A 24,695-nucleotide genomic window follows, 5' to 3' on the forward strand; every position below is an offset into this window, starting at 1 on the left:
TCCGACCCGTCACACCGGGGCGGAAGACGTCACAACACCCCGTTACAGCCAGTGGGCGGCTCAGCTGTGGTGCTGGTCGCCGAGCAGCCGGCTGGCGAGCACGGCCGCCTGGGTACGCCGCTCGAGGCCGAGCTTGGCGAGGATGCTGGAGACGTAGTTCTTCACGGTCTTCTCGGCGAGGAACATCCGCTCGCCGATCTGGCGGTTGGTCAGACCCTCGGCGATCAGCGCGAGCAGCTTGCGCTCCTGCTCGGTCAGCTCGGCCAGCTCGGGCGCGACCGTCTGCGGGTGCCGCACCCGCTCCAGCACCTTGGCGGTCATGCTCGGGTCGATGAGGGACTTGCCGTCGGCGACCTGCCGGATGGCGTCGACGAGTTCGGCGCCGCGGATCTGCTTGAGCACGTAGCCGGAGGCCCCGGCCATGATCGCGGCGAACAGCGCCTCGTCGTCGTCGTACGACGTGAGGATCAGGCCCCGGATCGACGCGTCGACCGCGCGCACGGTGCGGCAGACCTCAATGCCGGAGCCGTCGGGCAGGCGGGCGTCGAGCACCGCGACGTCCGGCCGCAGCGCGGGGATCCGGCTCGCGGCCTCGGTCGCGGACCCCGACTCGCCCACGACCTCGATGTCGTCGTTGCTCTCGAGCAGTGCCCGCAGCCCCTGGCGCACGACCTCGTGGTCATCGAGCAGGTAGACGCGGACCGTGCGGGGCTCGTCGCTCATGCCCCATTCCTACCAGTCGCGGGCCCTGCCGCATCGGGACCTTGGTCCCGGACGGCCCGCCCTTCCGGCCGTTATCCACCACGGCCGACCGGAGCAGGCTGGCTGCGGAGAGGTGATCACGATGCAGGCACTCGTCGTCTACGAATCGATGTTCGGCAACACCAGGACGCTCGCCCGCGCCGTCGCGGACGGCCTGCTCGCCGCCGGCGCGCAGGTCACGGTCAGCCCGGTCGACGAGGTCGACCCGACCACGCTGACGGAGTACGACGTCGTCGTCGCTGGGGCTCCCACGCACGCGTTGTCGCTGCCCCGCCCGTCCACGCGCGAGGACGCCGCCCGCCAGGGCGCGCCCACGCCACCCGAGACCGGCCTGCGCGAGTGGCTCGGTCAGCTGGAGCCGACCGTCGGCGCACGTCCGAGGTTCGCCGTGTTCGACACCCGGATCGGGACCGGCGTGGCTCGGCACTTCACCGGCTCCGCGGCCCGCCGTACGGCGCGCACACTGCGCGGGCTGCACCGCACCCTCGCCGACGACCCGATGAGCTTCTACGTCGAGGCCACGACCGGACCGCTCGCAGCGGGCGAGGAGATCCGGGCCCGGGCCTGGGGCGGCCGGCTGGCGCGGACCGCACCGGTCGGCTGATCGGACGCGCCGGCCAGGTCGAGCACCCGGTCGACGCGGTCGAGCCCGGCCTCGGCGTGGGTGATCCACACGACCGTGCGACCGTCGGCGCCGGAGAGCACCTCGTCGGCGAGCGCGTCGGCCGTGGCGCCGTCGAGGTGCGCGGCCGGCTCGTCGAGCACCAGCACCGGCTGGTCGGCCAGGAGCGAGCGGGCGATGGCGATCCGAGCCCGCTCCCCGCCCGACACCTGCGCGTGCCCATCGCCCAGCCAGCTGTCGAGCCCGTCGGGCAGCGCGTCGAGCCAGCCACCCAGGCGCGCCTGCCGCAGCGCGGCCTCGACCTCGCCGTCGGTCGCGGACGGGCGGGCGAGGCGGACGTTCTCGACCAAGGTCGTCGCGAAGACGTGCGGGTCGTCGTCGACGAGCCCGACCGCACCGCGCACGTCGTCCAGCGCGAGGTCGGGCAGCGCCCGGCCGCCGAGCCGGACGACCCCGTCGACCGGGTCCACGAAGCGCAGCAGCAGCGACGCCAGCGTGCTCTTGCCGCACCCGGTCGGACCGACCACGGCCACCCGCTCGCCGGGCGCGAGCTCGAGGTCGAGGCCCTCCAGCACGCGTCGGCCGTCCCAGGCCGCCGCGACGCCCGCGAGCTCGATCGCCGCGCCCTCCGGTGTCGCGGGCGCGGTCGGCGACACGACCGCAGGCGCCCGTGACGTCAGCGCGTCCAGTCGCTGCTCGGCGGCCCGCGTGCGCGCGGCCAGCGCGCCGGCATCGGCGAGTGAAGCTGCGGGCTCGCCCAGCGCGAGCGGCAGCAGCACGAGGAGCGCGAGCATCGGCCCGGAGACCGCGCCCTGCAGCACCACGGCGGACGCCGCCACGCCGAGTCCCGAGGCGAGCAGCACCAGAGCCCGGCCGGTGGCGGCCCAGGTCGCGGCGGTGACGGTACGCCGGCCGAGCTCGGCGCCCAGCGCCGCCACCGATCCCACGGCGCGCTCCTCGGCCTGCCACATCGCGAGCTCGCTCGCGGTCTGCGCGGCCTCGACAACGGTGTCGGAGAGCCTGGCCCGGGTCGCGACGGCGTCCCGCTCGGCCCGCGCAGCACCCGCCCGGGCGAGCGCGTAGGCACCCCCGGCGGCCAGGCAGACACCGAGCACCACCGGTACGACGGCCGGTGCGACGAGGGCCGTGAACACCAGCGCGATCGCCGCCGTGATCGCGAACCCGCGCACCGGCATCCGCACCCGCAGCTCCCGGTCGAGCACGGCGTCGACGTCGTCGACCACGGCGGCCAGCACGTCACCGCGCCGGCGCCCGAGCGCACCCGGCGTGAGCGGCACGACGGCGTCGTACACCGCGACCCGCCGGTCGGCCAGCATCCGGAGCACGACGTCGTGGGAGCGCAGGCGCTCGGCGTACCGCAGCACCGGCCGCGCGATGCCGAAGGCGCGCACGGCCACGATCGCGACCATCAGGGTCAGGATCGCGGGCTGGTACGACGCCTTGACGATCAGCCACCCGGCGGTGGCCGTCAGCGCGACCCCCGACGCCGAGGCCAGGCCGGCCAGCACGGTCGGCAGGGCGAGGCCGTGCTGGGGCTCGTCGGCCGGCTCGTCCGGCGCCGAGGCACGGGCCGCCACCGAGGCCGCGCGCACCGGCACCGCGGCAACAGGCTCGGGGAGGGCGACGACCCGGTCGGCGACGGAGACCAGCGCCCGACGGTGCGCGACGACCACGACGGCGGACCGCCGGCCGAGCACCTCGACCACCTCGGCGATGACCCGCTCGGTCTCGGGGTCGAGGTGGGCGGTCGGCTCGTCGAGCAGCACGTAGGGCCGGTCGGCGAGCACGACCCGCGCCAGGGCGAGCCGGGCCCGCTCACCCGCCGAGAGCGTCGTACCGTCCTCGCCGAGCGGGGTGTCGAGGTCGACCGGCAGCGCGACCGTCGCGAGCGCGGCGCGCAGCTGCGCGTCCGTGGCCGACGGCACGGCCAGCCGCAGGTTGTCGGCGACCGTGCCGGTCACGAACACCGGGCGCTGCGGCAGCCACGCGATCCGTTCGCGGGTCGGCCCGTGCACGGCGCCGGAGGTCGGCTCGAGCAGACCGGCGAGCACCGCCAGGAGGGTGGACTTCCCGCACCCGGACGGGCCGGTGATCGCGAGGACGCCGCGGTCGGGGACGGCGAGGCTCACGTCGTCCAGTGCGGGTACGGCGCGGCCGGGCCGCAGCACGGACACGTGGTCGAGCGCCATCGCGCCGGGCCGCCGGCGCGGCGTCGGGTCGCCGCCGTCGACGAGGTCGCTCGCGGCCTCGAACGTCGCGACGCCCTCCGCCGCGGCATGGAACTCGGCACCGACCCGGCGCAGCGGCCAGTACGCCTCGGGCGCCAGCAGCAGCACGACCAGCGCGGTCTCGAGGTCGAGCGAGCCGTGGGAGAGCCGGATGCCGACGGTCACCGCCACGAGGGCGACGGACAGCGTGGCGACCAGCTCGAGCACGGCCGACGACGCGAAGGCGATCTGCAGCGTCTGCAGCGTGCGCCGCCGGTAGCGGTCGGTGATCACGCGGATCGTCGCCGACTGGGCCTCCGCCCGCCGGAAGGCAACGAGCGTGGGCAGGCCGCGCATCACGTCGAGGAAGTGCCCCGACAGCGAGGCCAGCGCCCGCCACTGCGACTGCGCGCGGTCGCGGGTCGCGAGGCCGACGAGGATGCCGAACACCGGGATCAGCGGCAGCGTCGCGAGCACGATCAGCGCGCTCAGCGGGTCGAGGACGGCGATCACGACCACGGTGATCACCGGCAGCACTCCGGCCAGCACGAGCGCTGGCACGTAGCGCGTCAGGTACGGCTCCGCGGCCGTCGCGCCGCGCGTCGCCAGGCCGGCCAGCTCGCCGGTCGACCGGCCCGTCCCGCCGTCGCGCAGGATCGCGCGGACCACGCGGCGGCGTACGTCGCCACCCACGACAGCGGCCGCCCGCGCCGCCATGGTGTCGGTGGTCCAGCCGACCGCGGCCCGCGCGGCGAAGACCGCGACCACGACGGCGGCCCACGACCACACCGCGCCCTCGTCGAGGGCGGCCAGCACCAGCCCGGTGATCGCCCACGCCTGGCCGACCAGCAGCGCGCCTCCGGCGACCCCCGCCACCAGCACGACGGCCAGCTGCCGCCGCGCCGGCGCCAGCTGCCGTCGTACGCGCGGGTCGGAGGGCTTCATGTCACCTTCTCGAGCTCGACGTCGGGGATGTGGTGGTGGGAGATCCGCTTGCGGAAGATCCAGTAGCTCCAGGCCTGGTAGCCGACCACGATCGGCGTGAAGATCGCCGCGACGACCGTCATGATCTTCAGCGTGTAGTCGGTCGCGGATGCGTTGGTCGTCGTGAGCGAGTACGCCGCGTCGGTGGTCGACGGCATCACGTCGGGGAAGAGCCCGACGAAGAGTCCGCCGACGGCGAGCGCGATGCACACGAAGGTGCCGATGAAGGCCCAGCCCTCGCGCGCGACGTACGCCGCCGCGATGCCGCCGACGAGCGCGAGCGCGGCGAGCACGAAGAGCACCGCCGAGCCGGCGTTGCCCGTCAGCGCCTGCGCCCACGCGAGGAAGACGACAGCGACGACCGCTGTCGCCAAGCCGCTGCGCACGGCCACCCGGCGGGCCCGGTGGCGGATGTCGCCGTCGGTCTTGAGCGCCAGGAACATCGCGCCGTGGGTGAGGAAGAGCAGCAGCGTCACCACGCCGCCGAGCAGGCCGAACGGGTTCAGCAGCGTGAAGATCGTGCCGGTGAACTCCTTGTTCTCGTCGATCGGCACGCCGCGCACGATGTTCGCGAAGGCCACGCCCCACAGCAGCGCCGGCACGTACGAGCCGACGATGATCGCGCGGTCCCACCACGAGTGCCAGGCGGCCTCCGGCCGCTGGTGGCGGTACTCGAACGCCAGGCCGCGCACGATCAGCGCGAGCAGGATCAGCAGCAACGGCAGGTAGAAGCCGCTGAAGAGGGTCGCGTACCACTCGGGGAACGCCGCGAACGTCGCGCCGCCCGCGGTCAGCACCCAGACCTCGTTGCCGTCCCAGACCGGGCCGATCGTGTTGATCATCAGGCGGCGCTCGCGGTCGTCGCGCGCCAGCCAGGGCAGCAGCATGCCGACGCCGAAGTCGAAGCCCTCGAGGGTGAAGTAGCCGATCCAGAGGACGGCGATCAGGACGAACCAGACGGTGGTGAGCTCCATGACTGCCTCTCAGTACGCGAACGCCAGCGGGCGGTCTTCGTCGTCGTCGCTACCGCGCAGGGTCGGGTCCGGTGGCTCCTGGAAGTCGTCGGGACCCTTCTTGATCACCCGCAGCAACAGGCCGACCTCGATGATGGCGAGCACGCCGTACAGCCCGGTGAGCGTGATGATCGAGATCCACGCCTCGGTCGGGCTCACGCCCGGAGACACACCGCGCGAGGTGTTCATCAGCCCGAAGACCGCCCAGGGCTGGCGGCCCATCTCGGTGAAGATCCAGCCGGCCGAGTTGCCCAGCAGCATGGCGATCGGGGTGGCGATCGCCATCCGCCCGAACCACTTCGACGTCGGCACGCGGCCCTTGCGGGTGAGGAAGAGGATCAGCGCCGCGAAGAAGGCCGCGGCCGCGCCGAAGCCCATCATGTAGCGGAACGTCCAGTAGGTGACGGGGATGATCGGCGTGTACTCGCCCGACGGGTCGTAGTACGCCGCGCCCGGGTCCTGCCCGTAGGTCTCGCGGTACTGCATCCGCAGGTCGTTGATGCCCTGCACCTCGCCGTCGAAGCTGCCGGTGCCGAGGAAGGACAGCAGGCACGGCACGGTGATCGCGAACTTCTCCTGCTTCCCGTCGGGCGTGCCGATCGTGAAGATCGAGAACGGCGCGCACGACTCCTCGGTGTTGTAGAGAGCCTCGGCCGCGGCCATCTTCATCGGCTGGACCTCGGTCATGATCTTGCCCTGGAAGTCGCCGCTGACCGCGACGCCGATCCCGCTCACGAAGACCACCCAGGCGGCGAGCCGGATCGCCATCCGGTACATCGGGCGGTCGTCGACCTTGATGCGCTCGCTCGAGCCGGCGCGGAGGTAGAGCCACGCGCTGACGCCGAGCACGAACGCGGCGGCGGTCATGTACGCCGCGAGGATGACGTGCGGGAACGTGACGAGCTGGACCTTGTTGAACATCACCGCCGCGAAGTCGGTGAGCTCGGCCCGCCCGGTGTCGGGGTTGTACTCGTAGCCGACCGGGTGCTGCATCCACGAGTTGGCCGCCAGGATGAACCAGCTGCTGGCCAGGGTGCCGAAGTGCACCAGCCACATGCAGCCGGCATGCAGGCCACGGGGCAGCTTGTCCCAGCCGAAGATCCAGAGACCGAGGAACGTCGACTCCAGGAAGAACGCCAGCAGCGCCTCGATCGCCAGCGGGGCGCCGAAGACGTCGCCGACGAAGCGGGAGTAGTCCGACCAGTTCATGCCGAACTGGAACTCCTGCACGATGCCCGTCACGACGCCGATCGCGAAGTTGATCAGCATCAGCTTGCCGAAGAACTTCGTCAGCCGGAGCCACTCCGGCTTCCGGGTGCGCAGCCACAGCGTCTCCATCACGGCGACCAGGGCCGTGAGTCCGATGGTCAGCGGCACGAACAGGAAGTGGTAGACGGTCGTGATGCCGAACTGCCATCGGGCGATCTCGAGGATGCTGTCCATCGTGCTCTCCGCTCCGCTTCTCGGCGACGCGAAGTGCGCCGCCGTCACGCTACGAACGACCGTGTCCCACGGACCCCGGTCCAAGGGACCCCCGGAACGGGCCAAAGGTCCCGTGACCCGCTTGTGAAAACTTTCTCAAAGTCTTGGACAGGGCCTGCGGACGTCGCGGAGCCGGGGGTCCTCGGGGGTCCGAAAACGTGACCGCCGTCTCGCCCGCGCGTGGCAGGGTGAGCGGCAGGGACGCCACGCCCGGGACCACCGCCGAGCTCGAGGAGCACGCCATGGCCAAGACCGACTTCAGGACCGCCGAGGACTACCTCGCCTCACTGCCGGAGGACCAGCGGGCCGTGCTCGCGGAGGTGCGCGCGGCGATCCTCGCCGGCGTACCGGAGGGCGCCGAGGAGGTCATCAGCTACCAGATCCCCGCGGTGAAGCACCACGGCTTCGTCCTCTACTACTCCGCGCACACGAAGCACTTCTCGCTCTCCTGCCCGCCGCCGAGCGCGGCGTTCACGGAGTTCTCCGACGAGCTGGCGCGCTACAAGCAGTCCAAGAGCGCCGTGCAGTTCCCCTACTCCGAGCCGGTGCCGGCCGACCTGATCACCCGGATGGCGCGCCACCAGGCCGAGCACAACGAGGCCCGCGAGCACGGTGGTTGAGAAGGGACGAAGTCCCGTCTCGAAACCACCATCCACAGGCACTCGCGGTGGTTTCGAGACAGGCGCTAGCGCGCCTTCCTCAACCACCGGAAACACGGTGGTTGAGGAGGGACGAAGTCCCGTCTCGAAACCACCATCCACAGACACTCGCGGTGGTTTCGAGACAGGCGCTAGCGCGCCTTCCTCAACCACCGGACCACACGCACTCGCGGTGGTTTCGAGACAGGCGCTAGCGCGCCTTCCTCAACCACCGGCACACGGTGGTTGAGGAGGGACGAAGTCCCGTCTCGAAACCACCGTCCACAGGCGCGGTCCCGCAGCGTTGCGGAAGGCCCACCACCGACGCACCCTCGTCACCATGCCCTGGACCTACATCGTCGAGTGCGCCGACGGCTCCTACTACGTCGGCAGCACGTTCGACCTCGAGCGCCGGCTCTGGGAGCACAACCACGACCCGGCGGGTGCGGCCTACACCCGTCGTCGACGGCCCGTGCGCGTGGTGTGGGCCGCAGAGTACGACTCGGTCGCGGATGCGTTCGCCTTCGAGAAGCAGGTACAGGGGTGGGGTCGCAGGAAGCGCGAGGCCCTGATCCGCGGAGAGTTCGACGACCTCCCTGCGTTGGCGAAGCGGCGTACGTCGTCGACGGATCGGTGGTTTCGAGACAGGCGCTAGCGCGCCTTCCTCAACCACCGGGCCACGGTGGTTGAGGAGGGACGAAGCCCGCCGGAGCACGGTGGTTGAGGAGGGACGAAGTCCCGTCTCGAAACCACCGTCGACGGCTCCTAGCGGTCGTCGGTGAACTCCGCCGGACGGCCCTCCTTGCGGGCGCGGGTGGCCTCCTCGAAGTTGCCGGTGAGCAGCCGCAGGTAGAGCTGGCCCATCCCCTCGGTCGGCAGGTAGGACTCCAGGCCGCCCGCGGCGATGCCGGCGTGCAGCGTGCGCTTGGTGAGCTCGATGCCCGGCTGGGAGAAGCCCGCGATCCGGCGGCCGGTCTCGACGGCGGCGGCAAGCACGTCGTCGTGCACGGCGGAGACGAGGCCGATCCGCTCGGCCTCCTCCGCGGTGACGTCGCGGCCGGTCAGCATCATGTCCGCGGCGCGCGTCGAGCCGACGGCGCGCGGCAGGAGGTAGCTGAGGCCGAGCTCGCTGGCGGTGAGGCCGTTGTTGATGCCGGCCGCACGGAAGTACGCCGACGGTGCGGCCAGCCGGAGGTCGCAGGCCAGCGCGAGGCACAGCCCGCCGCCGATCGCGGCGCCGTTGACCGCGGCGATGACCGGCTGGCGGAGCTGCCGGATCGCGAGGATCACGCTCTCCAGGGCCTCCATCGCCCGGAGCGCGTACGTCGGTCGCGTCACCCCCTCGGCGCCCGGCGGGACGCCGGCCGACTCCTGGTCGGCGCCCGAGCAGAAGCCCGAGCCGGCGCCGGTGACGACGACGGCCCGGACCGCGTTGTCGTGACGGAGCTCGGCGAGCGCGTCGCCGAGGGGCACCATCACGTCGAAGGCCATCGCGTTCATCCGCTCGGGCCGGTTCAGGGTGACGACCGCGACCTCGGGGACCGGCCGGTCGAGCAGGATGAGGTCGGCCATCACACGCTCAGGATCACCGACGAGCCGTGGCCGAAGAGCCCCTGGTTGGCGGTGATGCCGACGCGCGCGCCCTCGACCTGGCGCCCGGTCGCCTGGCCGCGCAGCTGCCAGGTCACCTCGCAGACCTGGGCGAGCGCCTGGGCCGGCACGGCCTCGCCGAAGCACGCGAGCCCGCCCGACGGGTTGACGGGGATCCGGCCGCCGATCGTGGTGTCCCCAGCCCGCAGCAGCGTCTCGGCCTCGCCGCGCTTGCAGAGCTGGAGGTCCTCGATCCAGTCGAGCTCGAGCGCGGTCGAGAGGTCGTAGACCTCGGCCAGCGACACGTCGCCCGGGTCGATCCCGGCCTCGTCGTACGCCGCCTGGCCGATCGACTCCTTGAACGTCTGCGCCGGCGCGTCGACGGTGGTGGTCGCGTCGGTCGACAGCAGCGGCATGTCGATGACGGTGTTGGGGAAGGTCGGGGTGACTGTCGAGATCGCGTTGATGCGGACCGGACGGTCGAGGCCGTGCCGCTTCGCGTACTCGGTGCTGGTCAGCACGACCGCCGCCGCGCCGTCGGAGGTCGCGCAGATGTCGAGCAGGTGCAGGGGGTCGGAGACGACGGCCGACTCCAGCACGTCGGCGACCGAGACCTCCTTGCGGTAGCGGGCGTTCGGGTTCTCCAGCCCGTGCCGCGCGTTCTTGACCTTCACCTGTGCGAAGTCCTGGGCGGTCGCGCCGTAGAGGTCCATCCGGCGCCGCGCGTAGAGAGCGAAGTACGCCGGGTTCGTCATGCCGAGCAGCCGGAAGCGCAGCCAGTCGGGGTCGTCCCACCGCTCCCCCGCGTTGGGCGCCAGGAAGCCCTTCGGCGTCGTGTCCGAGCCGACGACCAGCGCGACCTCGGACATCCCGGCGAGGATCCGCGCGCGGGCGGTGTCGAGAGCCTGGGCGCCGGTGGCGCAGGCGGCGTACGACGTCGCCACCTTCGCGCCGTTCCACCCGAGCGCCTGGCCGAACGTCGCACCCGCGACGTACCCGGCGTAGCCGTTGCGGACGGTCTCGCCGCCCACGATCAGGTCGACGTCGCGCCAGTCGACGCCCGAGTCGGCGAGCGCCGCCCGGGCGGCGTGCACGCCGTACTCCACGAAGTTGCGGCCCCACTTGCCCCACGGGTGCATGCCGACACCCGCCACGGCGACATCGTGCGCGCTCACTGGTCGGCCTCCTCGCCCATCTCGGTGACCGGCTTCCAGCGCCAGACCGTGCGGTCGCCCGACTCGTCGGCGTAGAGCGTCTCGACGACCAGCTCCACCTCGGCCCCGACCCGGAGGTCGGCGACGCCGTAGCCGTCGGCGACCTGCCCGAGCACGACCAGCCCCTCGGGCAGCTCGACCGCAGCGAGGGCGAACGACTCGTAGGGGTCGGTGCGCGGGACGTACGGCGGGGGCGGCTGGTACTGCGCGTCCGTGTAGGACCACACCGTGCCGCGCCGCGACAGCGGTGTCTCGTCGAACTCCTCACCGGCACAGCCCGGGTTGCGGCAGAAGCCCGCCGCACGCGGGAAGAACACCGTCCCGCACGTCGTGCACCGGGTCCCGAGCAGGGCCGGGTCGGGCCCGGTGGTGAACCAGCCGTCGATCGCAGGGGTCGCCGTCATGCCGCCACCCTACCAAGCAATTGCTTGGTAGGTCACCGGGCGGCTGCCGCCCGCTGGTTGTCCAGCGTGCCCTCCGAGACCTCGCTGCGGCTGAAGCGCTGGCCGACGACCTGGCCGGCGGTGTCCTGCACGACGCCGGGGACGCCGTCCTGGACCACCCACGTCGCCCGCGTCGAGATCGGCGCGCCCGGGGTGGTCACGTAGGGGACGACGCGGAAGTCGCTGCGCCACTCGCTGGGCGTGACCTGGCAGCGCACGTAGCCGCGCTGCCCGTTGAAGAACTGCAGGTGCGGGTTGGCCGCGAGGAAGTTCTGGCCCTGCGCGGTCATGTCCGCGCCGTCTCCACCACTGGTGATCGACGTCGACACGAACTCGCTGCCGACGACCGGCGACGCGGGGTCGGCGTAGTCGAGGAGCAGGTTGCTCGCGTAGTTCTGGTGCCGGTCACCGGTGATCACCACGAGGTTGCGCACCTCGCGGTCCAGGGCACCCTGGAGCACCCGCTGCCGGTTGGCGACGTAGCCGTCCCACGGGTCCATGAAGAGGAGCTTGGCCTCGCCGGCGTCCTGGTCGGTCTCCGCCATCGGCGCCTGGTTGGCCAGCACCTGCCAGCGCGCCCGCGAGGCCGCGAAGCCGTCGAGCAGCCAGGCCTCCTGCTCGAAGCCCATCATCGTGCGAGCGGGGTCGAGGGTCTCCGGGCCCGGGGCGTGGCTGCCGTCGCCGTACGGCTGGTCGTCGCGGTACTGCCGGGTGTCGAGGACGTGGAAGTCGACCAGGTCCCCGTAGCCGAGCGAGCGGTAGATCTGGATGTCCGGGCCGTCCGGCATCGACGTGGACCGCAGCGGCAGGTTCTCGTAGTAGGCCTGGAACGCGGCGACGCGGCGCGGCATGAAGAGCTCGCCGGGCGTCTGGCTGGACGCCTCGGGCACCTCGTCGGCCCAGTTGTTCTCGACCTCGTGGTCGTCGAAGGTGACGACGAAGGGGTGCGCGGCGTGCGCCGCCATCAGGTCCGGGTCGCTCTTGTAGAGCGAGTACTGGAGCCGGTAGCGGGTGAGGTCGGTGGTCTCGGTGGCGAAGTGCGCGGGCACGGGCGTGTTGCGGGCGCCGCCGGTGGCGTTGACGCCGTACTCGTAGAGGTAGTCGCCGAGGTGCACGACCAGGTCGAGGTCCTCCTGGGCGAGGTGGCCGTACGCCGTGTAGTAGCCCTGGTCCCAGCGCGCGCAGCTCGCGAACCCGAACGCGAGCGACGCCGGGTGCGACCCGGGGCTGGGCGCCGTCCTGGTCCTGCCGACCGAGCTGACGTGTCCGCCGGCCTCGAAGCGGTACCAGTAGTCGCGGCCGGGGCGCAGGCGGCCGACCTCGGGGTGGATCGCGTGGTTGAGGTCGGGCGTGGCGACGACGACGCCCTCACGGACCACGCGCCGGAAACGCGGGTCCTCGGCGACCTGCCAGCGCACCGGCACCGGGCGCGGCGGCATCCCGGCCAGTCCGTCGACGGCGTACGGGTCCGGCGCGAGCCTGGTCCAGAGCACGACCGAGTCCGACCACGGGTCGCCCGAGGCGACGCCGAGCGTGAACGGGTAGTCGATGCGCACCGGGCGACCGGCGCCCCGCGCGGCCTGCGCGGGGACGGCGCCGGTGCCGAGGAGCACGGCTGCGCCGACGGCACCGCCGACGAAGCCGCGTCGGCTCAGGGCGCTCCCGGAGCCGAGCGGGTGGGACGAGAGACGGCGACCGCGACGGCGCGCGTCGCCAGGGACCTGCAGGGACATCCGAGAACCTCCCGAGATGGATGGAGTCTGCGGAGAGACTCCATCCATGCCGGGTGAACTCCCGGCGACCGCACCGGGACGTTTCGTCGGATGTTGGGCGGCCGGACGTCGACCGTCAGCCGCGCGCCAGGTAGGCCAGCAGGTCGTGCCGCGTGACGACGCCGACCGGCTTGCCGTCCTCGTGGACCAGCAGCGCGTCGGCGCCCTCGAGCGCGCCGACGGCGTCGGACGCGGGCTCGGTGGAGCCGATGGTCGGCAACGGCGCGGACATGTGCTGGCTGACGCTGTCGGTCAGCCGGGCCGAGCCGGTGTAGAGCTGGTCGAGCAGGGTGCGCTCGGAGACCGACCCGACGACCTCGGCGGCCACCACGGGCGGCTCGGCGCGGACGACTGGCATCTGGGAGACGTTGTACTCCTGCAGGATCGCGACGGCCTCGGCGATGGTCTCGTTGGGGTGGGTGTGGACGAGGTCGGGCAGCCGCCCGTCCTTGCCGCGCAGCACCTCGCCCACCGTGACGGGTACGTCGGCGGCGCCGTCGACCGGGAAGCCGTACTGCCCCAGCCAGTCGTCGTTGAACACCTTGGTCAGGTAGCCGCGGCCGGAGTCGGGCAGCAGCACGACGATCACGGCGTCCTCGCCCTCCGGGGTGCCCTCGAGCTCGTGGGCGAGCTGGATCGCGGCGTGCACGGCCATGCCCGACGAGCCGCCGACCAGCAGCGCCTCCTCGCGGGCCAGCCGCCGCGTCGTCGCGAACGAGTCGGCGTCGGAGACCTCGATGATCCGGTCGGCGATCGTGCGGTCGTAGGCCTCCGGCCAGAAGTCCTCGCCGACGCCCTCGACCAGGTACGGGCGGCCGCTGCCACCGGAGTAGACGGACCCGGCGGGGTCAGCACCCACGACCTGCACCGAGGGGTTCTGCTCCTTGAGGTAGCGGCCGGTACCGCTGATCGTGCCGCCGGTGCCGACGCCGGCCACGAAGTGCGTGATGCGGCCGTCGGTCTGCTTCCAGATCTCGGGACCCGTGGTCTCGTAGTGGGACCGCGGGTTGTGCGGGTTGGAGTACTGGTCCGGCTTCCACGCACCCGGCTGCGACGCGAGCCGGTCGGAGACGTTGTAGTAGGAGTCGGGGTGCTCGGGCTCGACCGCGGTCGGGCAGACGACCACCTCCGCGCCGTACGCCTTGAGCACGTTGCGCTTGTCCTCGCTGACCTTGTCGGGGCAGACGAAGACGCACTTGTAGCCCTTCTGCTGGGCGACCATCGCGAGCCCGACACCGGTGTTGCCCGAGGTCGGCTCGACGATCGTGCCGCCCGGCTGGAGCTCGCCCGAGGCCTCGGCGGCCTCGATCATGCGGGTGGCGATGCGGTCCTTCACGGAGCCGCCGGGGTTGAGGTACTCCACCTTGGCGAGGACGATCGGTCCCTTCGCGCCTTCCAGGGAGCCCATGGACTTCGACAGCCTGAGCAGCGGGGTGTTGCCGATCAGGTCGAGGAGCGAGTTGGCGTACTGCATCTGCCCAATCTAGGGCTGATCGAGCGGGGTATCCCAAACTTCGCCTTCGCCCTCCTCCTAAGGTGGATGGCGTGGGGAAGGCAGCAGCGGCACGCATGCTCGCCTCGGCCGCGACGTACGGCGGAGGCGGCCTCTCCCTGCTCGGAGCCAGCCTGTACGGCGTGCTCCTCGTCGAGGCCCAGGCGGCCCGGCGCACCATCGGCAACGCCGAGGGCGACCCGCCGGACCCGACCGGCTGGTACGGCCGGGGTCGCCCCGGCCCGGCCATCAAGGTCGCGCTGATCGGCGACTCCAGCGCCGCCGGCTACGGCGTCGACCTGGTCGAGGACACGCCCGGTGCGCTGCTCGCCAGCGGCGTGGCGCTGCGCGCCGACCGGCGCGTGCACCTGCGGGCGTACGGCGTCGTCGGGGCAAGGTCGTCGGACCTGGACGCCCAGCTCGACCGCGCGCTGCCCACGGCCCCCGACGTCGCGGTGATCCTCATCGGCGCCAACGACGTCACCCACCGGATCCTCCCCGCGGCCTCGGTGCGCTACCTGTCGGACGCCGTCCGGCGGCTGCGCGAGGCCGGTGTCGCGGTGCTCGTCGGCACCTGTCCCGACCTCGGCACCATCGAGCCGATCATGCCGCCGCTCAAGCAGGTGGCCCGGCTCTGGTCGCGCCGCATCGCCGCCGCCCAGACCATCGCGGTGGTCGAGCAGGGCGGCCGCACGGTCTCGCTGGGCTCGATCCTCGGCCCGGAGTTCGCCGCGGCCCCGGCCCTGCTCTTCGGGCCCGACCGGTTCCACCCGTCCGCCCACGGCTACCGCTCGCTCGCGCAGGTGCTGCTCCCCTCGACCCTGGCCGCGCTCGGCCTCGGCCCGGAGGACGAGGAGCAGCCGGAGGCGTTCCGGGGCGAGGGCGTGATGCCGATCTCCGCCGCCGCAGTCCAGGCCGTCAACGTGCCCGGCACCGAGCTCGACGGCACCGAGGTCGCCGGCTCGCGCCGCGGCGTACGCGGCCTGTGGGTGGAGCTGCGGCGCCGCCGGCGGCACCCGGACACCGAGGGCGAGACGCCCGACGAGCAGGACGACGAGGAGCTCCAGACCGTCCAGGGGTAGGCACGGGGGTAGGGAAAACCCCACCCACACCGGCGGTCTGGGCCCATCGAGACCGCGGCCGCGGATTCCTAGCGTCGGAGGCATGAACTCCACCACCTCCACGGCGGCCCTCGAGGTCCGCGGCCTGACGATGACGTACGGCGAGGGCGCCGGCGCCGTCCGGGCCCTCACGGACGTCGACCTGGCCTTCTCGCGCGGCACCTTCACGGCGGTCATGGGACCGTCCGGCTCCGGCAAGTCCACCTTCCTCAACTGCGTCGCCGGGCTCGACCGGCCCACCTCCGGGCGGGTCGCGGTCGACGGCCACGACGTCACCAACCTCGGCGAGGACGACCGCACCCGGCTGCGCCGGGAGCGGATCGGCTTCGTCTTCCAGGGCTTCCACCTGCTGCCCTACCTCACCGCCGAGCAGAACGTCGGCCTCCCGCTCCGTCTCGCGGGCCGCCGCCAGGACCGGGCCCGGGTCCGGTCGCTGCTCGAGCGGGTGGGTCTCGAGGAGCGCGCCGGGCACCTGCCGGGCGCGCTCTCCGGCGGCCAGCAGCAGCGGGTCGCGATCGCCCGCTCGTTGGTCACCGAGCCGGCGGTCGTGCTGGCCGACGAGCCCACCGGCGCCCTCGACTCGACGACGGCGCACGACGTGCTCGGGCTGCTGCGCGACAGCGTCGACGCCCTGGGCCAGACCGTCGTGATGGTCACCCACGACCCGGTCGCGGCGTCGTACGCCGACGCGGTGGTCTTCCTCGTCGACGGCCGGGTCGCGGGCCGGATGCAGGGCCCGACTGCCGACGCGGTCGCCGGCCAGATGGCGCACCTCGACGAGCTGACGGGTGCGGCGTCATGAGGTCGCTCGCGCTGGCCTCGCTCCGGCACCGCCGGACGGCCTTCACCGCGACGTTCGTGTCGGTGCTCCTCGGCGCCGCGCTGATCGGCGCGTTCGCGACGCTCGCGCAGACCGCGACGGGGGACGTGTCCGACGCCGACGCCGAGACCCTGACGATCATGGGGATCGTGGTCGGTGCCTGGGGCAGCCTCATCGTGCTGTTCTCGGTCGCCTCGACCCTGGCGATCACGGTCCGGCAGCGGGCCGAGGAGATCGGGCTGCTGCGGGTCGTCGGCGCGACGCCGCGGCAGGCGCGTCGCCTCGTGCTCACCGAGGCCTCGACGGTCGCCGGGGTCGCCGCCGTGCTGGGCGCGCTCGCGGCGTGGCCGGCGGGCTTCGTGCTGCTCGCACTGCTGCGCAACGGCGGGATGGTCTCCGACGACGTCGAGTTCGGCGGGGGCGTCGCCGCCCTCGGCGGTGCGGCCGTGCTGGTGCTCGCCACGAGCCTGGTCGCGGCGGCGGTCACCGCCCGGCGTACGACGAACGGCCCCGCCACCCTCGCGATCGCCGACGCCCGCAGTGAAGCGGCCCGGATGCCGTGGTGGCGCGTCGCGATCGGCCTGGTGCTGGTCGCCTACGGCGCCGGCATGGCCGTCGTGACGATCGCGGTGACCCGCCACGACGACGACCCGTACGCCGCGATGAGCACCAGCGGCTCGAGCTCGATCCTCGTCGGAGTCGGACTGGCCGTGCTCTCCCCCGTGCTGCTGCGGTGGCTGTCGCGGCTCTGCGCGCCGGCGGTCGGCCGGACCGGCGTGGTCGGCTGGCTCGCGGCGTACAACACCTCGCGCCGGTCGCAGCTGCTCGGCGGGGTCCTGGCCCCGGTCATCGTCGTCACCGCGGGCGCGGTGGGCGTGCTGATGCTGGTCGGCATCGACCACCGCACGATCGGCGCGCAGGCGACCGACGAGGGCGACACGATCAACCTGCTCAACAACGTCGTCACCGGCATGATCGTGCTCTTCGCCGCGGTGATGGTGATCAACGCGTTCGCCGCGGTCGTCGCCGGCCGGCGCCAGGAGCTCCAGCGGCTGCGGCTGCTGGGCGCGACGCCGACGCAGGTGGAGCGGTCCGTGCTCGTCGAGGCCGGCATCGTCGCCGGGATCGGCGTGCTGCTCGGCCTGGTGGCGTCGCTCGCGACCGTGGTGCCGTTCGCGGTCGCCCGCGACGAGGGCGTCGTCCCCGACGGCCAGCTCTGGCTGCCGCCGCTGCTGGTCGCCGGCGCAGTCGCGCTGACGCTGGCGTCGGCGCGGTCCGCCGTACGGCGTCTCGGGCCACTCTCCGGGGCAGTCCGATGACAGACTTGGCCACCATGCCGCTGCGGAAGATCGGGTCACTCCGGCCCACGCCGGTCGACGGGGACGCCCTCGTCGACCGGCTGCGGCTGACCGCCGTCAGCGCCGGCTACGCGCTGTCGATGGCGCCGTCCCTGGCGCTCGCGATCATGTCGATCCTCTGCATCCCGCTGGGCCTGGTCATGGTCGGGTTCGCGCTCGCCTTCGCGGTCGTGCCCGCGACCGCCGCGCTCACCGCCCTCCACCGGCGGGCCAGCGGCGCGCTCCTGGGCGAGCAGCTCACCACGGCGTACGCCGACACCCGCGGCACCAACTTCCTGACCCGCCCGGTGCGCTGGCTCACCGACAAGGCGCGCTGGCGCGACGTCGGGTTCCTGTGGTTCTCGGCGACCGGCGGCTTCGTCATGTCGGTGCTGCCGGTGGGGTTGCTCGCGTCGCCGGTCGTGCACCTGGTCGGCGCCATCGTCGACGGCGGCTTCTGGTGGTGGTTCCTCGTGCTGATCGACGGACCGCTGCTGGTCGCCTGGTGGTGCGCGACCCCGGCACTGGTGCGCGGGCGCGCGGTCGCCGAGCGCAACATCCTCTCCCACTCGCGCGTCGAGCGGCTCGAGCAGCGGGTCTCGGAGGTCACCGAGTCGCGGGCCGCGACCCTCGACCACAGCGCCGCCGAGGTGCGCCGCATCGAGCGCGACCTGCACGACGGCGCCCAGGCCCGGATCGCGGCCGTCGGCATGAACGTCGGCCTCGCCGAGAAGCTCATCGAGACCGACCCGGCCGCCGCCGCCGACCTGCTCCGCGAGGCCCGCGAGACGACGATCACCGCCCTCGAGGACCTGCGCTCGGTCGTGCGCGGCATCCACCCGCCGGCGCTCGCCGACCGCGGCCTGGCCGGCGGCATCGAGGCCCTGGCACTGCCGCTGCCGATGCCGGTCACCGTGTCGCTCGCCGTACCGCCCGGGCTGCCGGACCCGGTCGAGTCCGCGGCGTACTTCGCCGTCGCCGAGTGCCTCGCCAACACCGCGAAGCACGCCTCGGCGTCGCGCGCCTGGGTCACCGGGACGTACGTCGACGGCGTGCTGCGCCTCGTCGTCGGCGACGACGGCCGGGGCGGCGCCGACCCGGACGGCGGCGGGCTCTCGGGTGTCGCGCGCCGGTTGGCGGCCTTCGACGGCACACTGGTCGTCGCCAGCCCGCCGGGCGGGCCGACCGTCGTGACCATGGAGGTGCCGTGCCCGACCGCTTGAAGGCGGTGGTCGCCGAGGACCAGGCGCTGCTGCGGGTCGGGCTGACCCGGATCCTCGAGGCGAGCGGCTTCACGGTCGTCGAGGCCGTTGACAACGCGCCGTCGTTGACCCGCGCCCTCGCCTCGACCGAGGTCGACGTCGCGGTCGTCGACGTGCGGATGCCGCCGTCGTTCTCCAACGAGGGCCTGGTCGCCGCGATCGACGCGCGGCGGGAGCGGCCGGGGTTCCCCGTGCTCGTGCTCTCGCAGTACGTCGAGCCGCTGTACGCCCGGGAGCTCCTGGCCAGCGGGGAGGGGTCGGTCGGCTACCTGCTCAAGGACCGGGTGGCCGACGTCGACGGCTTCGTGACCGCGGTGCGCCAGGTGGCGGGGGGCGGCACGATGCTCGACCCCGAGGTCGTCGCCGGCCTGGTCTCCGGCGCCGGCCGCGAGCAGCCCCTGGAGCGGCTCACGCCGCGCGAGCGCGAGGTGCTGACGCTGATGGCCGAGGGCCGCTCGAACGCCGCGATCGCCGCCCGGCTCTTCGTCTCCGAGAAGGCGGTCGGGAAGCACACCAACGCGATCTTCACCAAGCTCGACCTGCCCCCTGCGTCCGACGACAACCGCCGGGTGCTGGCCGTGCTGACCTGGCTCGACGGCGGCGGCCGGAAATGACGAACGGGCCCCGGGGAGCACCCCGGGGCCCGTCGTACGCGCTCAGTCCTGGTTGAGGATCGCCAGGATGCGCAGCAGGTTGGTGTAGATCCAGACCAGGCTGACGGTGAGGGCGAAGGCGATCCGCCACGCCTCGCGCTCGGGCACGCCGTGCGCGATGAACTGCTCGGTCATGTCGAAGTCGAGGATCAGCATGAAGACACCGAGCACCAGGCCGACGACCGCGAACAGCAGGCCGACGCCGCCCATGCCGAAGATCCCCAGCTGGGAGCCGAACAGGCCGAGCACGAGCTCGAGCAGGCTGAGTCCGACCATGCCGAAGACCGCGGCGATGACGAACGTGCGGAACCGCTGCCCGACCTGGATGTTGAAGAACTTGTACGCCGCGAGCGTGCCGCCGAAGGCGGCGAACGTGCCGATCACGGCCTGGACGACGATGTGGTCGCCGATCATCGCGTCGAAGAACTTGCTCAGGCCGCCGAGCGCGACGCCCTGGGCGACGGCGAAGGCCAGCACGAGGGCGGGGCTGACCACGCGCTTGAACGAGTTGACCATCGAGAGGCCGAACGCGACCAGCGAGCCGATCGTCATCAGCCCGATCAGCGGGCCGAGGTCGGCGTTGGTGTCGGTGATGTCGGGCGTCGCGAGCCACGTGACGGCCGCGGCCGCGAGCACCGCGATCAGCGAGATGGCGGTCTTCTGGACGACCGAGTCGATCGTCATCGGCGCGGTGGAGACCGGGGCGCCGGGGCCCGCGGGACCGCCGGGCGTGCCGACGCTCCACGAGGCGGGGTCCGAGTAACCAGGCTGGCCGTAGCCCTGGTGGGCGGTGCCGTTGCCGGAGTACGTCTGGAACGCCTGCGAACGGAACACCGGGTTGTTGCTCTGCATTGGTCTCTCCTCGAGGCCGGGGTGGCGTCGCCCTGACGGGTCGCCTGTGGAACCCATCCTAGGCGGGCTCACCGGGTACAACGCCCGCCTGTCCCCAGGAGTTCCCCACCGACCAACCCGGGAAACGACGACTTCACCTCGTCCGGGGTGGTCCGGGGTGGGAGGTCGCCACGCCCCCTGTCCCAGGGCCAGAATCAGCGGCATGGAAGACGCCGTGTTCGCGGCGGTGGTCGCGGGCCGGTTCCTGCTACCCCTGCTGATCCCGTACTGCCCGCTGCCCGCGATCATCGCCTGCCTGGTGCTGGACGCCGCCGACCAGACGATCTTCCAGGCGTTCGGCTTCGACCCGCCGGGCTACCAGAACTACGACAAGGCAATGGACATCTTCTACCTGTCCCTCGCCTACCTGGCCGCGATGCGCAACTGGGACAACCTCGGCGCCTTCGCGGTCGCCCGGTTCCTGTACTACTACCGGCTCGCGGGCGCGTTCCTCTTCGAGGTGACCCACGAGCGGTGGGTGCTGCTGGTCTTCCCCAACACGTTCGAGTACTTCTTCATCGCCTACGAGCTGTGGCGCACCCGCTGGCGCACGCGGCCGGTGGCCGAGCGGACGTGGATCATCACGGCGGCGTTCATCTGGATCGTCATCAAGCTGCCGCAGGAGTACTGGCTGCACGTCGCCGAGCTCGACGTGACCGACACGCTCGAGGACTACGCCTGGGCGTGGCCGCTGCTGATCTTCCTCCTGCTGCTGCTCGCGGCGATCCTCTGGTTCGGCGTACGACCGCGGCTGCCCGCGCCCGACCACGGCCTCCGGCTCGTGGCCGACCCTGTCCCCGCGGCCGTCGACAACCAGGCGGAGCTCGCGGCGCTGCACGTCGCCGGCGGCTGGGTGGTCTCGTGGATGACCCTCGAGAAGATCGTCCTCGTCGGCATGGTGTCGGTGATCTACGGCCTGTTCCTCCCCGGCGTGACCGCCTCGACCCCCGACCTGTTCGTCTCGATCGCCGTGCTGGTCGCCATCAACGCCGGCATCACCCTGCTCTTCTCCCGCCGGCGCTGGACGATCGAGTCCGCCGGTCTCTCGGTGGTGTCGCGCATCGCGATCAACGTGGTGCTCGTCGCCTTCGTGGACCGTCTCGGACCGAACGCGGACGGCTGGGACACGTTCTTCTTCCTCTGCCTGATCAGCCTCATCACGACGCTGCACGACCGCTACCAGCCCATCTACGCCTACCGGCGCAGCCGCGTGCGCGACCTCCGTGAGGCGTGACGCGGTGCCCCCGCTGGGACTCGAACCCAGACTGCGCCGCTTTTAAGCGGGCTCACTAGCCGAATCGCGGGCTACGCCGGGCCACCTCGGGCCGCGACCCTTCGCAGACGTTTCCGCAGGTCACTCCTGGAAAGAGCACCGTTGAGCCTGATCCCCGCACAAATCAACCGGCAGAAGAGATTCGGGCGTGCCGTAGCGCCGGAGTAGCGCCGCGCTCCGGGCCAGGCTCGCCCTGCGCTTCCGAACCAGCGGCAATCGCTGCATTCGTGCATACTCGACGCCTACCTACGACACCGCCTGGTCGCGGTCGAGGTGACAAGCGGAGAAGGTCGGCTGGTCCTACAACCGGTCACCGAGCGACGCGGGTGGTTACAGCACCACTCGCAGCCCACCAAGCAGGTCGCCGGGTTCTGACTCAACGGACCCGAGGAACGACCATGGGCGACTCTCCGCCACCCCTTCTGATTCGACGCACCGACGTCCCCGCCGTCTACGGCTTGGACGCTCGGCTAGTCCGTCGGCTCTGCGAAGAGCACCGGCTGTCTCGTGTGCACCCGATGGGTCCCACAGGCGGTGTGTACCTCGTGCGTGCGGAGATCGACGCGCTCATCGCTGAGTCCACCACCCCGCCCGGCGAAGCGGCTGGTCGCTGACGCTTGCGCGTTCGCGCGCCCGCACCTTCTCAACTCAACAGCGGCCCTCGCACCAACACATCCCGGCCCGGACGGTGCGAGGCGTATGGGCCAATACGTGCAAGCTTCCCCGTCCCCACCCCTACCGGGCATTTCCGCTGGTCGCACCGGATCGGTGTGGGGGCGGGGTGCTTGGCAAGAAGTGCCGAATGCCCAGGCAGGCATGGCGATTCGGCAGTCAGGTCGTCTCGGAGAGGTTCGCTAGTTAGCACCCGACTAGCACCGAACCGATGAAGGGAGGGCCGACCTGTGGCAGCACCGACAAGGGTCTACGCCAAGAAGATCTGGGCGAACGTGACCGACGAGCAACTGGCCGCAGTCGAGCGGGAGTGCTCGTTGACCGGCAAGTCCGTAAGCGATGTCGTCCGCGCTGCGCTCGCCGTCTACCTCACCACTCCCGCCAAGAAGCGGAGGAAGTCATGACGTGGACAGAGCACGCCCATCGCAAGTTCCAGGACCAGTCGCGACGCGACTATGCGGCGTTCCGAGCCAAGCAGGACGAGGCATCGGCCAAGCGCTACGAGGAGATGAAGTCCATGAAGTATCAGACAACCGTCGGCGATTCCGTCGACAAGTTCCCCGCCGTCGGGCCGGTGCTCGATCAGATCGGCGATACCCGAGCAGCCTTGACAGAACTGTTCGATGAGGCGGCCAAGGCTCGCGAGAACCAGCGCCGGATCGAGGCCGCCAGCGCCTCGGACGCCTCGCGGTTCCGAGGCATCACCGGGGGCGCGCGATGAACCTCGAGAACAGCGCCCAGGTGCAGTTGACGTTGCTCGACATGGAGGCCCGCATCCAGAACCCACCTGCCACGTGGCAGATGCGGATCAACGGCCGGACGCCACTCGACCGCACCGAGCAGGTGTATGGCAAGCGTCGCCAGCAGGTGCGCGACCAGCAACGCGCGGGCTACCAGCGTGTGCTCGAAGCCGCCGTGGAGAAGTGCAACACCGGCATCCGCGATGTGCAGAGCATCGATAAGGAGATCCAGGCGCTCCGTCGCGCTCTTCGCAACGACCCGAGCCAAGCCGCTGAGATTCAGAAGTGGGTTTCCCGGGCCGTGCACGAGCTTGACCGGATCGCGACGTCCGTCCAGACGGTCCAGGACGACGAGCAGGCCGCGATGGAGGTCATCGACCAAGACCCGGCCGAGTGGGAGGCGTCCCTCATAGAGCGCTTCCCCGGTCGCGCCAACGGCCTGCCGGTCTTCACCGAGGGCTGGCTGCGGGGCGAAAAGGACGCACCCGACCCGCTCGGGGGTGAGCGGTGATGCGCCTGCTGCACGAGCCGGACGGCTACACCGTTGACATCGTGCGGGTTGATCCGACCGACGCGCACGTGCCGGACCCGTGGTTCTGGAAGGACCGCGACCACTCGGTCTTCCTCGTTGAGGACGCGATGGGTGACCGGAACGTTCTGCGCCTCCGCTCGGTCCGTCGCTCCATCATGGAGTGGGTCAAGCACGACTTCCCAGATCGCGACGATGCGGAACTAATGACCGACGTCCACATCCTGTCGGCACTCGACCACCCTGACACCCCGCTCGGCGTTCGGTTCACCAACAACGATGTCGACTGGCCGCCCGGCGTCGTCTATCGCGGCGAGTTCTACACCCGCGAGGCGAATGGGTCGCTGACCGCGTGGGGTGAACGTGATCCGAACACTCCAACTCGTGCGCAGTGGGCCGCGAGCGTCCGCGTCGCCGAGGCGTATCTCAAGGCGGTGCGGCCATGAGTGGCCGGATCGTGGCGCGATACGACTACACGAACTCCAAAGGTGACCTGCGGCTGCGCAAGTTGCGGTTTGACCCCAAGGGGTTCCTGATGCGGTCGTGGGACAGCGATCGCGAGAAGTGGCGCAACGGCGTCTCCGACGAGCGTCAGCGCTTCTGGATGCTCGCTCTGTACAAGCTTCCAGAACTCGTCGCCGCACTCAGGGTCGACGTGCCGGCCTGGTGGTGTGAGGGCGAGAAGGACGCGGAGACGCTGCTGCGGCTCGGCCTGACGGCAACCACCACCCCCAACCCCAGCGAGTTGTGGGACGACCAGTGCCGCTGGTTCACGAAGTTCCGCAGCCAGTCCGAAGTCATGCTCGTGCTCGACAACGACCTACACGGCGGCTGGTGGGGCTGGGAGCGCTACACCGGCCTGCTCAGGTTGGGGGTGGCGCCGGACCGGATCCACGTGCTCGCGCCGCCGTATCGGTTCAACGACGTCACCGACATGGTCGAGGCAGGCCGTAGCCCGTCTGACATGCGGCGGGTGGACCTCGCCCGGCTCGAGAAGGCGGCACACGCCTACACCGCAGCCCGAGCGCGCTCCTACACGCGGCGCCGGACGTCGCTCGGCCCGAGCGGCTGGCAACGGGAGGTCGTGAAGCGAGGCGCGTCATGACAATCCGCCGCCCCACTCAACTGACACATGATGCGCGACCCGCTGTTGGAGC

At 71.8% G+C, this 24,695-nt stretch carries 24 protein-coding genes; 14 read left to right on the plus strand and 10 right to left on the minus strand.

Annotation, left to right across the window (positions count from 1 at the left end):
* Positions 1-60: 60 nt before the first annotated feature.
* Positions 61-723, minus strand: a complete 663-nt coding sequence (locus ACFQQI_RS09730) for a response regulator (RefSeq protein ID WP_378561591.1) — start codon at positions 721-723, stop codon at positions 61-63.
* A 121-nt stretch (positions 724-844) separates the two neighbouring features.
* Between ACFQQI_RS09730 and ACFQQI_RS09735 the strand changes: the two genes are divergently transcribed.
* On the plus strand, positions 845-1,366 hold the full coding sequence (locus tag ACFQQI_RS09735) for a flavodoxin family protein (RefSeq protein WP_378561594.1): 522 nt from the start codon (positions 845-847) through the stop codon (positions 1,364-1,366).
* Here ACFQQI_RS09735 and cydD read toward each other — a convergent pair.
* Genes cydD through ACFQQI_RS09750 form a run of 3 tightly spaced genes read right to left on the minus strand, consistent with a single transcriptional unit; the run spans position 1,270 to position 7,052 of the window.
* Positions 1,270-4,557 (minus strand): thiol reductant ABC exporter subunit CydD, encoded by a 3,288-nt coding sequence (gene cydD, locus ACFQQI_RS09740; RefSeq protein WP_378561597.1) that lies wholly within the window; start codon positions 4,555-4,557, stop codon positions 1,270-1,272. The two genes, ACFQQI_RS09735 and cydD, sit on opposite strands and share 97 nt — an antisense overlap.
* Entirely contained in the window at positions 4,554-5,570 is a 1,017-nt protein-coding gene (gene cydB / locus ACFQQI_RS09745) for a cytochrome d ubiquinol oxidase subunit II (protein ID WP_378561600.1), read from the minus strand. The genes cydD and cydB overlap by 4 nt, the downstream gene beginning before the upstream one ends.
* A 9-nt stretch (positions 5,571-5,579) precedes the next feature.
* Entirely contained in the window at positions 5,580-7,052 is a 1,473-nt protein-coding gene (locus ACFQQI_RS09750) for a cytochrome ubiquinol oxidase subunit I (protein ID WP_378561603.1), read from the minus strand.
* A 281-nt stretch (positions 7,053-7,333) separates the two neighbouring features.
* Between ACFQQI_RS09750 and ACFQQI_RS09755 the strand changes: the two genes are divergently transcribed.
* Entirely contained in the window at positions 7,334-7,711 is a 378-nt protein-coding gene (locus ACFQQI_RS09755; RefSeq protein ID WP_378561606.1) for an iron chaperone, read from the plus strand.
* 358 nt (positions 7,712-8,069) lie between these two features.
* Positions 8,070-8,384, plus strand: a complete 315-nt coding sequence (locus ACFQQI_RS09760) for a GIY-YIG nuclease family protein (RefSeq protein ID WP_378561609.1) — start codon at positions 8,070-8,072, stop codon at positions 8,382-8,384.
* Positions 8,385-8,494: 110 nt separating this feature from the next.
* On the opposite strand, the gene ACFQQI_RS09765 is transcribed toward ACFQQI_RS09760, so the two are convergent.
* The 5 genes from ACFQQI_RS09765 to ACFQQI_RS09785 all read right to left on the minus strand — a co-directional run bounded on the left by ACFQQI_RS09765 (position 8,495) and on the right by ACFQQI_RS09785 (position 14,222).
* Positions 8,495-9,301, minus strand: coding sequence for an enoyl-CoA hydratase (locus ACFQQI_RS09765; protein ID WP_378561612.1), 807 nt, complete (start codon positions 9,299-9,301; stop codon positions 8,495-8,497).
* Positions 9,301-10,494, minus strand: coding sequence for a lipid-transfer protein (locus ACFQQI_RS09770; protein ID WP_378561615.1), 1,194 nt, complete (start codon positions 10,492-10,494; stop codon positions 9,301-9,303). Before ACFQQI_RS09770 ends, ACFQQI_RS09765 begins: the two co-directional genes overlap by 1 nt.
* Complete coding sequence (locus ACFQQI_RS09775; RefSeq protein ID WP_378561618.1) at positions 10,491-10,937, minus strand: Zn-ribbon domain-containing OB-fold protein; 447 nt, start codon at positions 10,935-10,937, stop codon at positions 10,491-10,493. The genes ACFQQI_RS09770 and ACFQQI_RS09775 overlap by 4 nt, the downstream gene beginning before the upstream one ends.
* A 32-nt stretch (positions 10,938-10,969) precedes the next feature.
* Positions 10,970-12,709 (minus strand): alkaline phosphatase D family protein, encoded by a 1,740-nt coding sequence (locus ACFQQI_RS09780; RefSeq protein WP_378561621.1) that lies wholly within the window; start codon positions 12,707-12,709, stop codon positions 10,970-10,972.
* A gap of 115 nt (positions 12,710-12,824) precedes the next feature.
* Positions 12,825-14,222, minus strand: coding sequence for a cystathionine beta-synthase (locus tag ACFQQI_RS09785; protein WP_378561624.1), 1,398 nt, complete (start codon positions 14,220-14,222; stop codon positions 12,825-12,827).
* A gap of 71 nt (positions 14,223-14,293) precedes the next feature.
* On the opposite strand from ACFQQI_RS09785, the gene ACFQQI_RS09790 reads away from it, so the two are divergent.
* The 5 genes from ACFQQI_RS09790 to ACFQQI_RS09810 all read left to right on the plus strand — a co-directional run bounded on the left by ACFQQI_RS09790 (position 14,294) and on the right by ACFQQI_RS09810 (position 19,394).
* Positions 14,294-15,322, plus strand: a complete 1,029-nt coding sequence (locus ACFQQI_RS09790) for an SGNH/GDSL hydrolase family protein (RefSeq protein ID WP_378561627.1) — start codon at positions 14,294-14,296, stop codon at positions 15,320-15,322.
* 82 nt (positions 15,323-15,404) lie between these two features.
* Positions 15,405-16,163, plus strand: coding sequence for an ABC transporter ATP-binding protein (locus ACFQQI_RS09795; protein ID WP_378561630.1), 759 nt, complete (start codon positions 15,405-15,407; stop codon positions 16,161-16,163).
* The gene (locus tag ACFQQI_RS09800) at positions 16,160-17,500 is read left to right on the plus strand and encodes an FtsX-like permease family protein (RefSeq protein WP_378561633.1); all 1,341 of its coding nucleotides are present in this window, start codon (positions 16,160-16,162) and stop codon (positions 17,498-17,500) included. Before ACFQQI_RS09795 ends, ACFQQI_RS09800 begins: the two co-directional genes overlap by 4 nt.
* A 14-nt stretch (positions 17,501-17,514) precedes the next feature.
* Positions 17,515-18,741, plus strand: a complete 1,227-nt coding sequence (locus tag ACFQQI_RS09805; RefSeq protein WP_378561636.1) for a histidine kinase — start codon at positions 17,515-17,517, stop codon at positions 18,739-18,741.
* Positions 18,738-19,394, plus strand: a complete 657-nt coding sequence (locus ACFQQI_RS09810; protein WP_378562299.1) for a LuxR C-terminal-related transcriptional regulator — start codon at positions 18,738-18,740, stop codon at positions 19,392-19,394. Before ACFQQI_RS09805 ends, ACFQQI_RS09810 begins: the two co-directional genes overlap by 4 nt.
* 42 nt (positions 19,395-19,436) lie before the next feature.
* Here the strand turns inward: ACFQQI_RS09810 and ACFQQI_RS09815 are convergent, their stop codons facing one another.
* Positions 19,437-20,285 carry a Bax inhibitor-1/YccA family protein gene (locus ACFQQI_RS09815; RefSeq protein ID WP_378561639.1) on the minus strand — a complete coding sequence of 283 codons (849 nt, stop codon included), beginning with the start codon at positions 20,283-20,285 and terminating at the stop codon, positions 19,437-19,439.
* A gap of 202 nt (positions 20,286-20,487) precedes the next feature.
* Here ACFQQI_RS09815 and ACFQQI_RS09820 point away from each other — a divergent pair, with 202 nt between their 5' ends.
* The 6 genes from ACFQQI_RS09820 (at position 20,488) to ACFQQI_RS09845 (ending at position 24,643) form a co-directional block, all read left to right on the plus strand.
* Positions 20,488-21,558 (plus strand): hypothetical protein, encoded by a 1,071-nt coding sequence (locus ACFQQI_RS09820; protein ID WP_378561642.1) that lies wholly within the window; start codon positions 20,488-20,490, stop codon positions 21,556-21,558.
* Positions 21,559-22,544: 986 nt separating this feature from the next.
* Entirely contained in the window at positions 22,545-22,673 is a 129-nt protein-coding gene (locus ACFQQI_RS09825) for a ribbon-helix-helix protein, CopG family (protein WP_378562302.1), read from the plus strand.
* Positions 22,670-22,990, plus strand: a complete 321-nt coding sequence (locus tag ACFQQI_RS09830; RefSeq protein ID WP_378561645.1) for a hypothetical protein — start codon at positions 22,670-22,672, stop codon at positions 22,988-22,990. The genes ACFQQI_RS09825 and ACFQQI_RS09830 overlap by 4 nt, the downstream gene beginning before the upstream one ends.
* Positions 22,987-23,520, plus strand: a complete 534-nt coding sequence (locus tag ACFQQI_RS09835) for a hypothetical protein (protein WP_378561648.1) — start codon at positions 22,987-22,989, stop codon at positions 23,518-23,520. Before ACFQQI_RS09830 ends, ACFQQI_RS09835 begins: the two co-directional genes overlap by 4 nt.
* A complete protein-coding gene (locus ACFQQI_RS09840; protein ID WP_378561651.1) occupies positions 23,520-23,984 on the plus strand; it encodes a hypothetical protein in 465 nt (154 codons plus the stop codon). Before ACFQQI_RS09835 ends, ACFQQI_RS09840 begins: the two co-directional genes overlap by 1 nt.
* The gene (locus ACFQQI_RS09845; RefSeq protein ID WP_378561654.1) at positions 23,981-24,643 is read left to right on the plus strand and encodes a hypothetical protein; all 663 of its coding nucleotides are present in this window, start codon (positions 23,981-23,983) and stop codon (positions 24,641-24,643) included. Before ACFQQI_RS09840 ends, ACFQQI_RS09845 begins: the two co-directional genes overlap by 4 nt.
* The last annotated feature ends 52 nt before the right edge of the window (positions 24,644-24,695 follow it).

The organism is Nocardioides sp. GCM10030259 (assembly GCF_042666375.1).
Taxonomy (GTDB): Bacteria; Actinomycetota; Actinomycetes; order Propionibacteriales; family Nocardioidaceae; genus Nocardioides.

Excerpts from the sequence above, each read along its gene's own strand:
- ACFQQI_RS09805 (WP_378561636.1), top strand. The coding sequence starts at position 17,515 with ATGCCGCTGCGGAAGATCGGGTCACTCCGGCCCACGCCGGTCGACGGG.
- ACFQQI_RS09735 (WP_378561594.1), top strand. The coding sequence starts at position 845 with ATGCAGGCACTCGTCGTCTACGAATCGATGTTCGGCAACACCAGGACG.
- ACFQQI_RS09830 (WP_378561645.1), top strand. The coding sequence starts at position 22,670 with ATGACGTGGACAGAGCACGCCCATCGCAAGTTCCAGGACCAGTCGCGA.
- ACFQQI_RS09835 (WP_378561648.1), top strand. The coding sequence starts at position 22,987 with ATGAACCTCGAGAACAGCGCCCAGGTGCAGTTGACGTTGCTCGACATG.
- ACFQQI_RS09820 (WP_378561642.1), top strand. The coding sequence starts at position 20,488 with ATGGAAGACGCCGTGTTCGCGGCGGTGGTCGCGGGCCGGTTCCTGCTA.
- ACFQQI_RS09760 (WP_378561609.1), top strand. The coding sequence starts at position 8,070 with ATGCCCTGGACCTACATCGTCGAGTGCGCCGACGGCTCCTACTACGTC.
- ACFQQI_RS09785 (WP_378561624.1), bottom strand. The coding sequence starts at position 14,222 with ATGCAGTACGCCAACTCGCTCCTCGACCTGATCGGCAACACCCCGCTG.
- cydB (WP_378561600.1), bottom strand. The coding sequence starts at position 5,570 with ATGGAGCTCACCACCGTCTGGTTCGTCCTGATCGCCGTCCTCTGGATC.
- ACFQQI_RS09795 (WP_378561630.1), top strand. The coding sequence starts at position 15,405 with ATGAACTCCACCACCTCCACGGCGGCCCTCGAGGTCCGCGGCCTGACG.
- cydD (WP_378561597.1), bottom strand. The coding sequence starts at position 4,557 with ATGAAGCCCTCCGACCCGCGCGTACGACGGCAGCTGGCGCCGGCGCGG.
- ACFQQI_RS09765 (WP_378561612.1), bottom strand. The coding sequence starts at position 9,301 with ATGGCCGACCTCATCCTGCTCGACCGGCCGGTCCCCGAGGTCGCGGTC.
- ACFQQI_RS09840 (WP_378561651.1), top strand. The coding sequence starts at position 23,520 with ATGCGCCTGCTGCACGAGCCGGACGGCTACACCGTTGACATCGTGCGG.
- ACFQQI_RS09775 (WP_378561618.1), bottom strand. The coding sequence starts at position 10,937 with ATGACGGCGACCCCTGCGATCGACGGCTGGTTCACCACCGGGCCCGAC.
- ACFQQI_RS09780 (WP_378561621.1), bottom strand. The coding sequence starts at position 12,709 with ATGTCCCTGCAGGTCCCTGGCGACGCGCGCCGTCGCGGTCGCCGTCTC.
- ACFQQI_RS09800 (WP_378561633.1), top strand. The coding sequence starts at position 16,160 with ATGAGGTCGCTCGCGCTGGCCTCGCTCCGGCACCGCCGGACGGCCTTC.
- ACFQQI_RS09845 (WP_378561654.1), top strand. The coding sequence starts at position 23,981 with ATGAGTGGCCGGATCGTGGCGCGATACGACTACACGAACTCCAAAGGT.
- ACFQQI_RS09755 (WP_378561606.1), top strand. The coding sequence starts at position 7,334 with ATGGCCAAGACCGACTTCAGGACCGCCGAGGACTACCTCGCCTCACTG.
- ACFQQI_RS09815 (WP_378561639.1), bottom strand. The coding sequence starts at position 20,285 with ATGCAGAGCAACAACCCGGTGTTCCGTTCGCAGGCGTTCCAGACGTAC.
- ACFQQI_RS09730 (WP_378561591.1), bottom strand. The coding sequence starts at position 723 with ATGAGCGACGAGCCCCGCACGGTCCGCGTCTACCTGCTCGATGACCAC.
- ACFQQI_RS09750 (WP_378561603.1), bottom strand. The coding sequence starts at position 7,052 with ATGGACAGCATCCTCGAGATCGCCCGATGGCAGTTCGGCATCACGACC.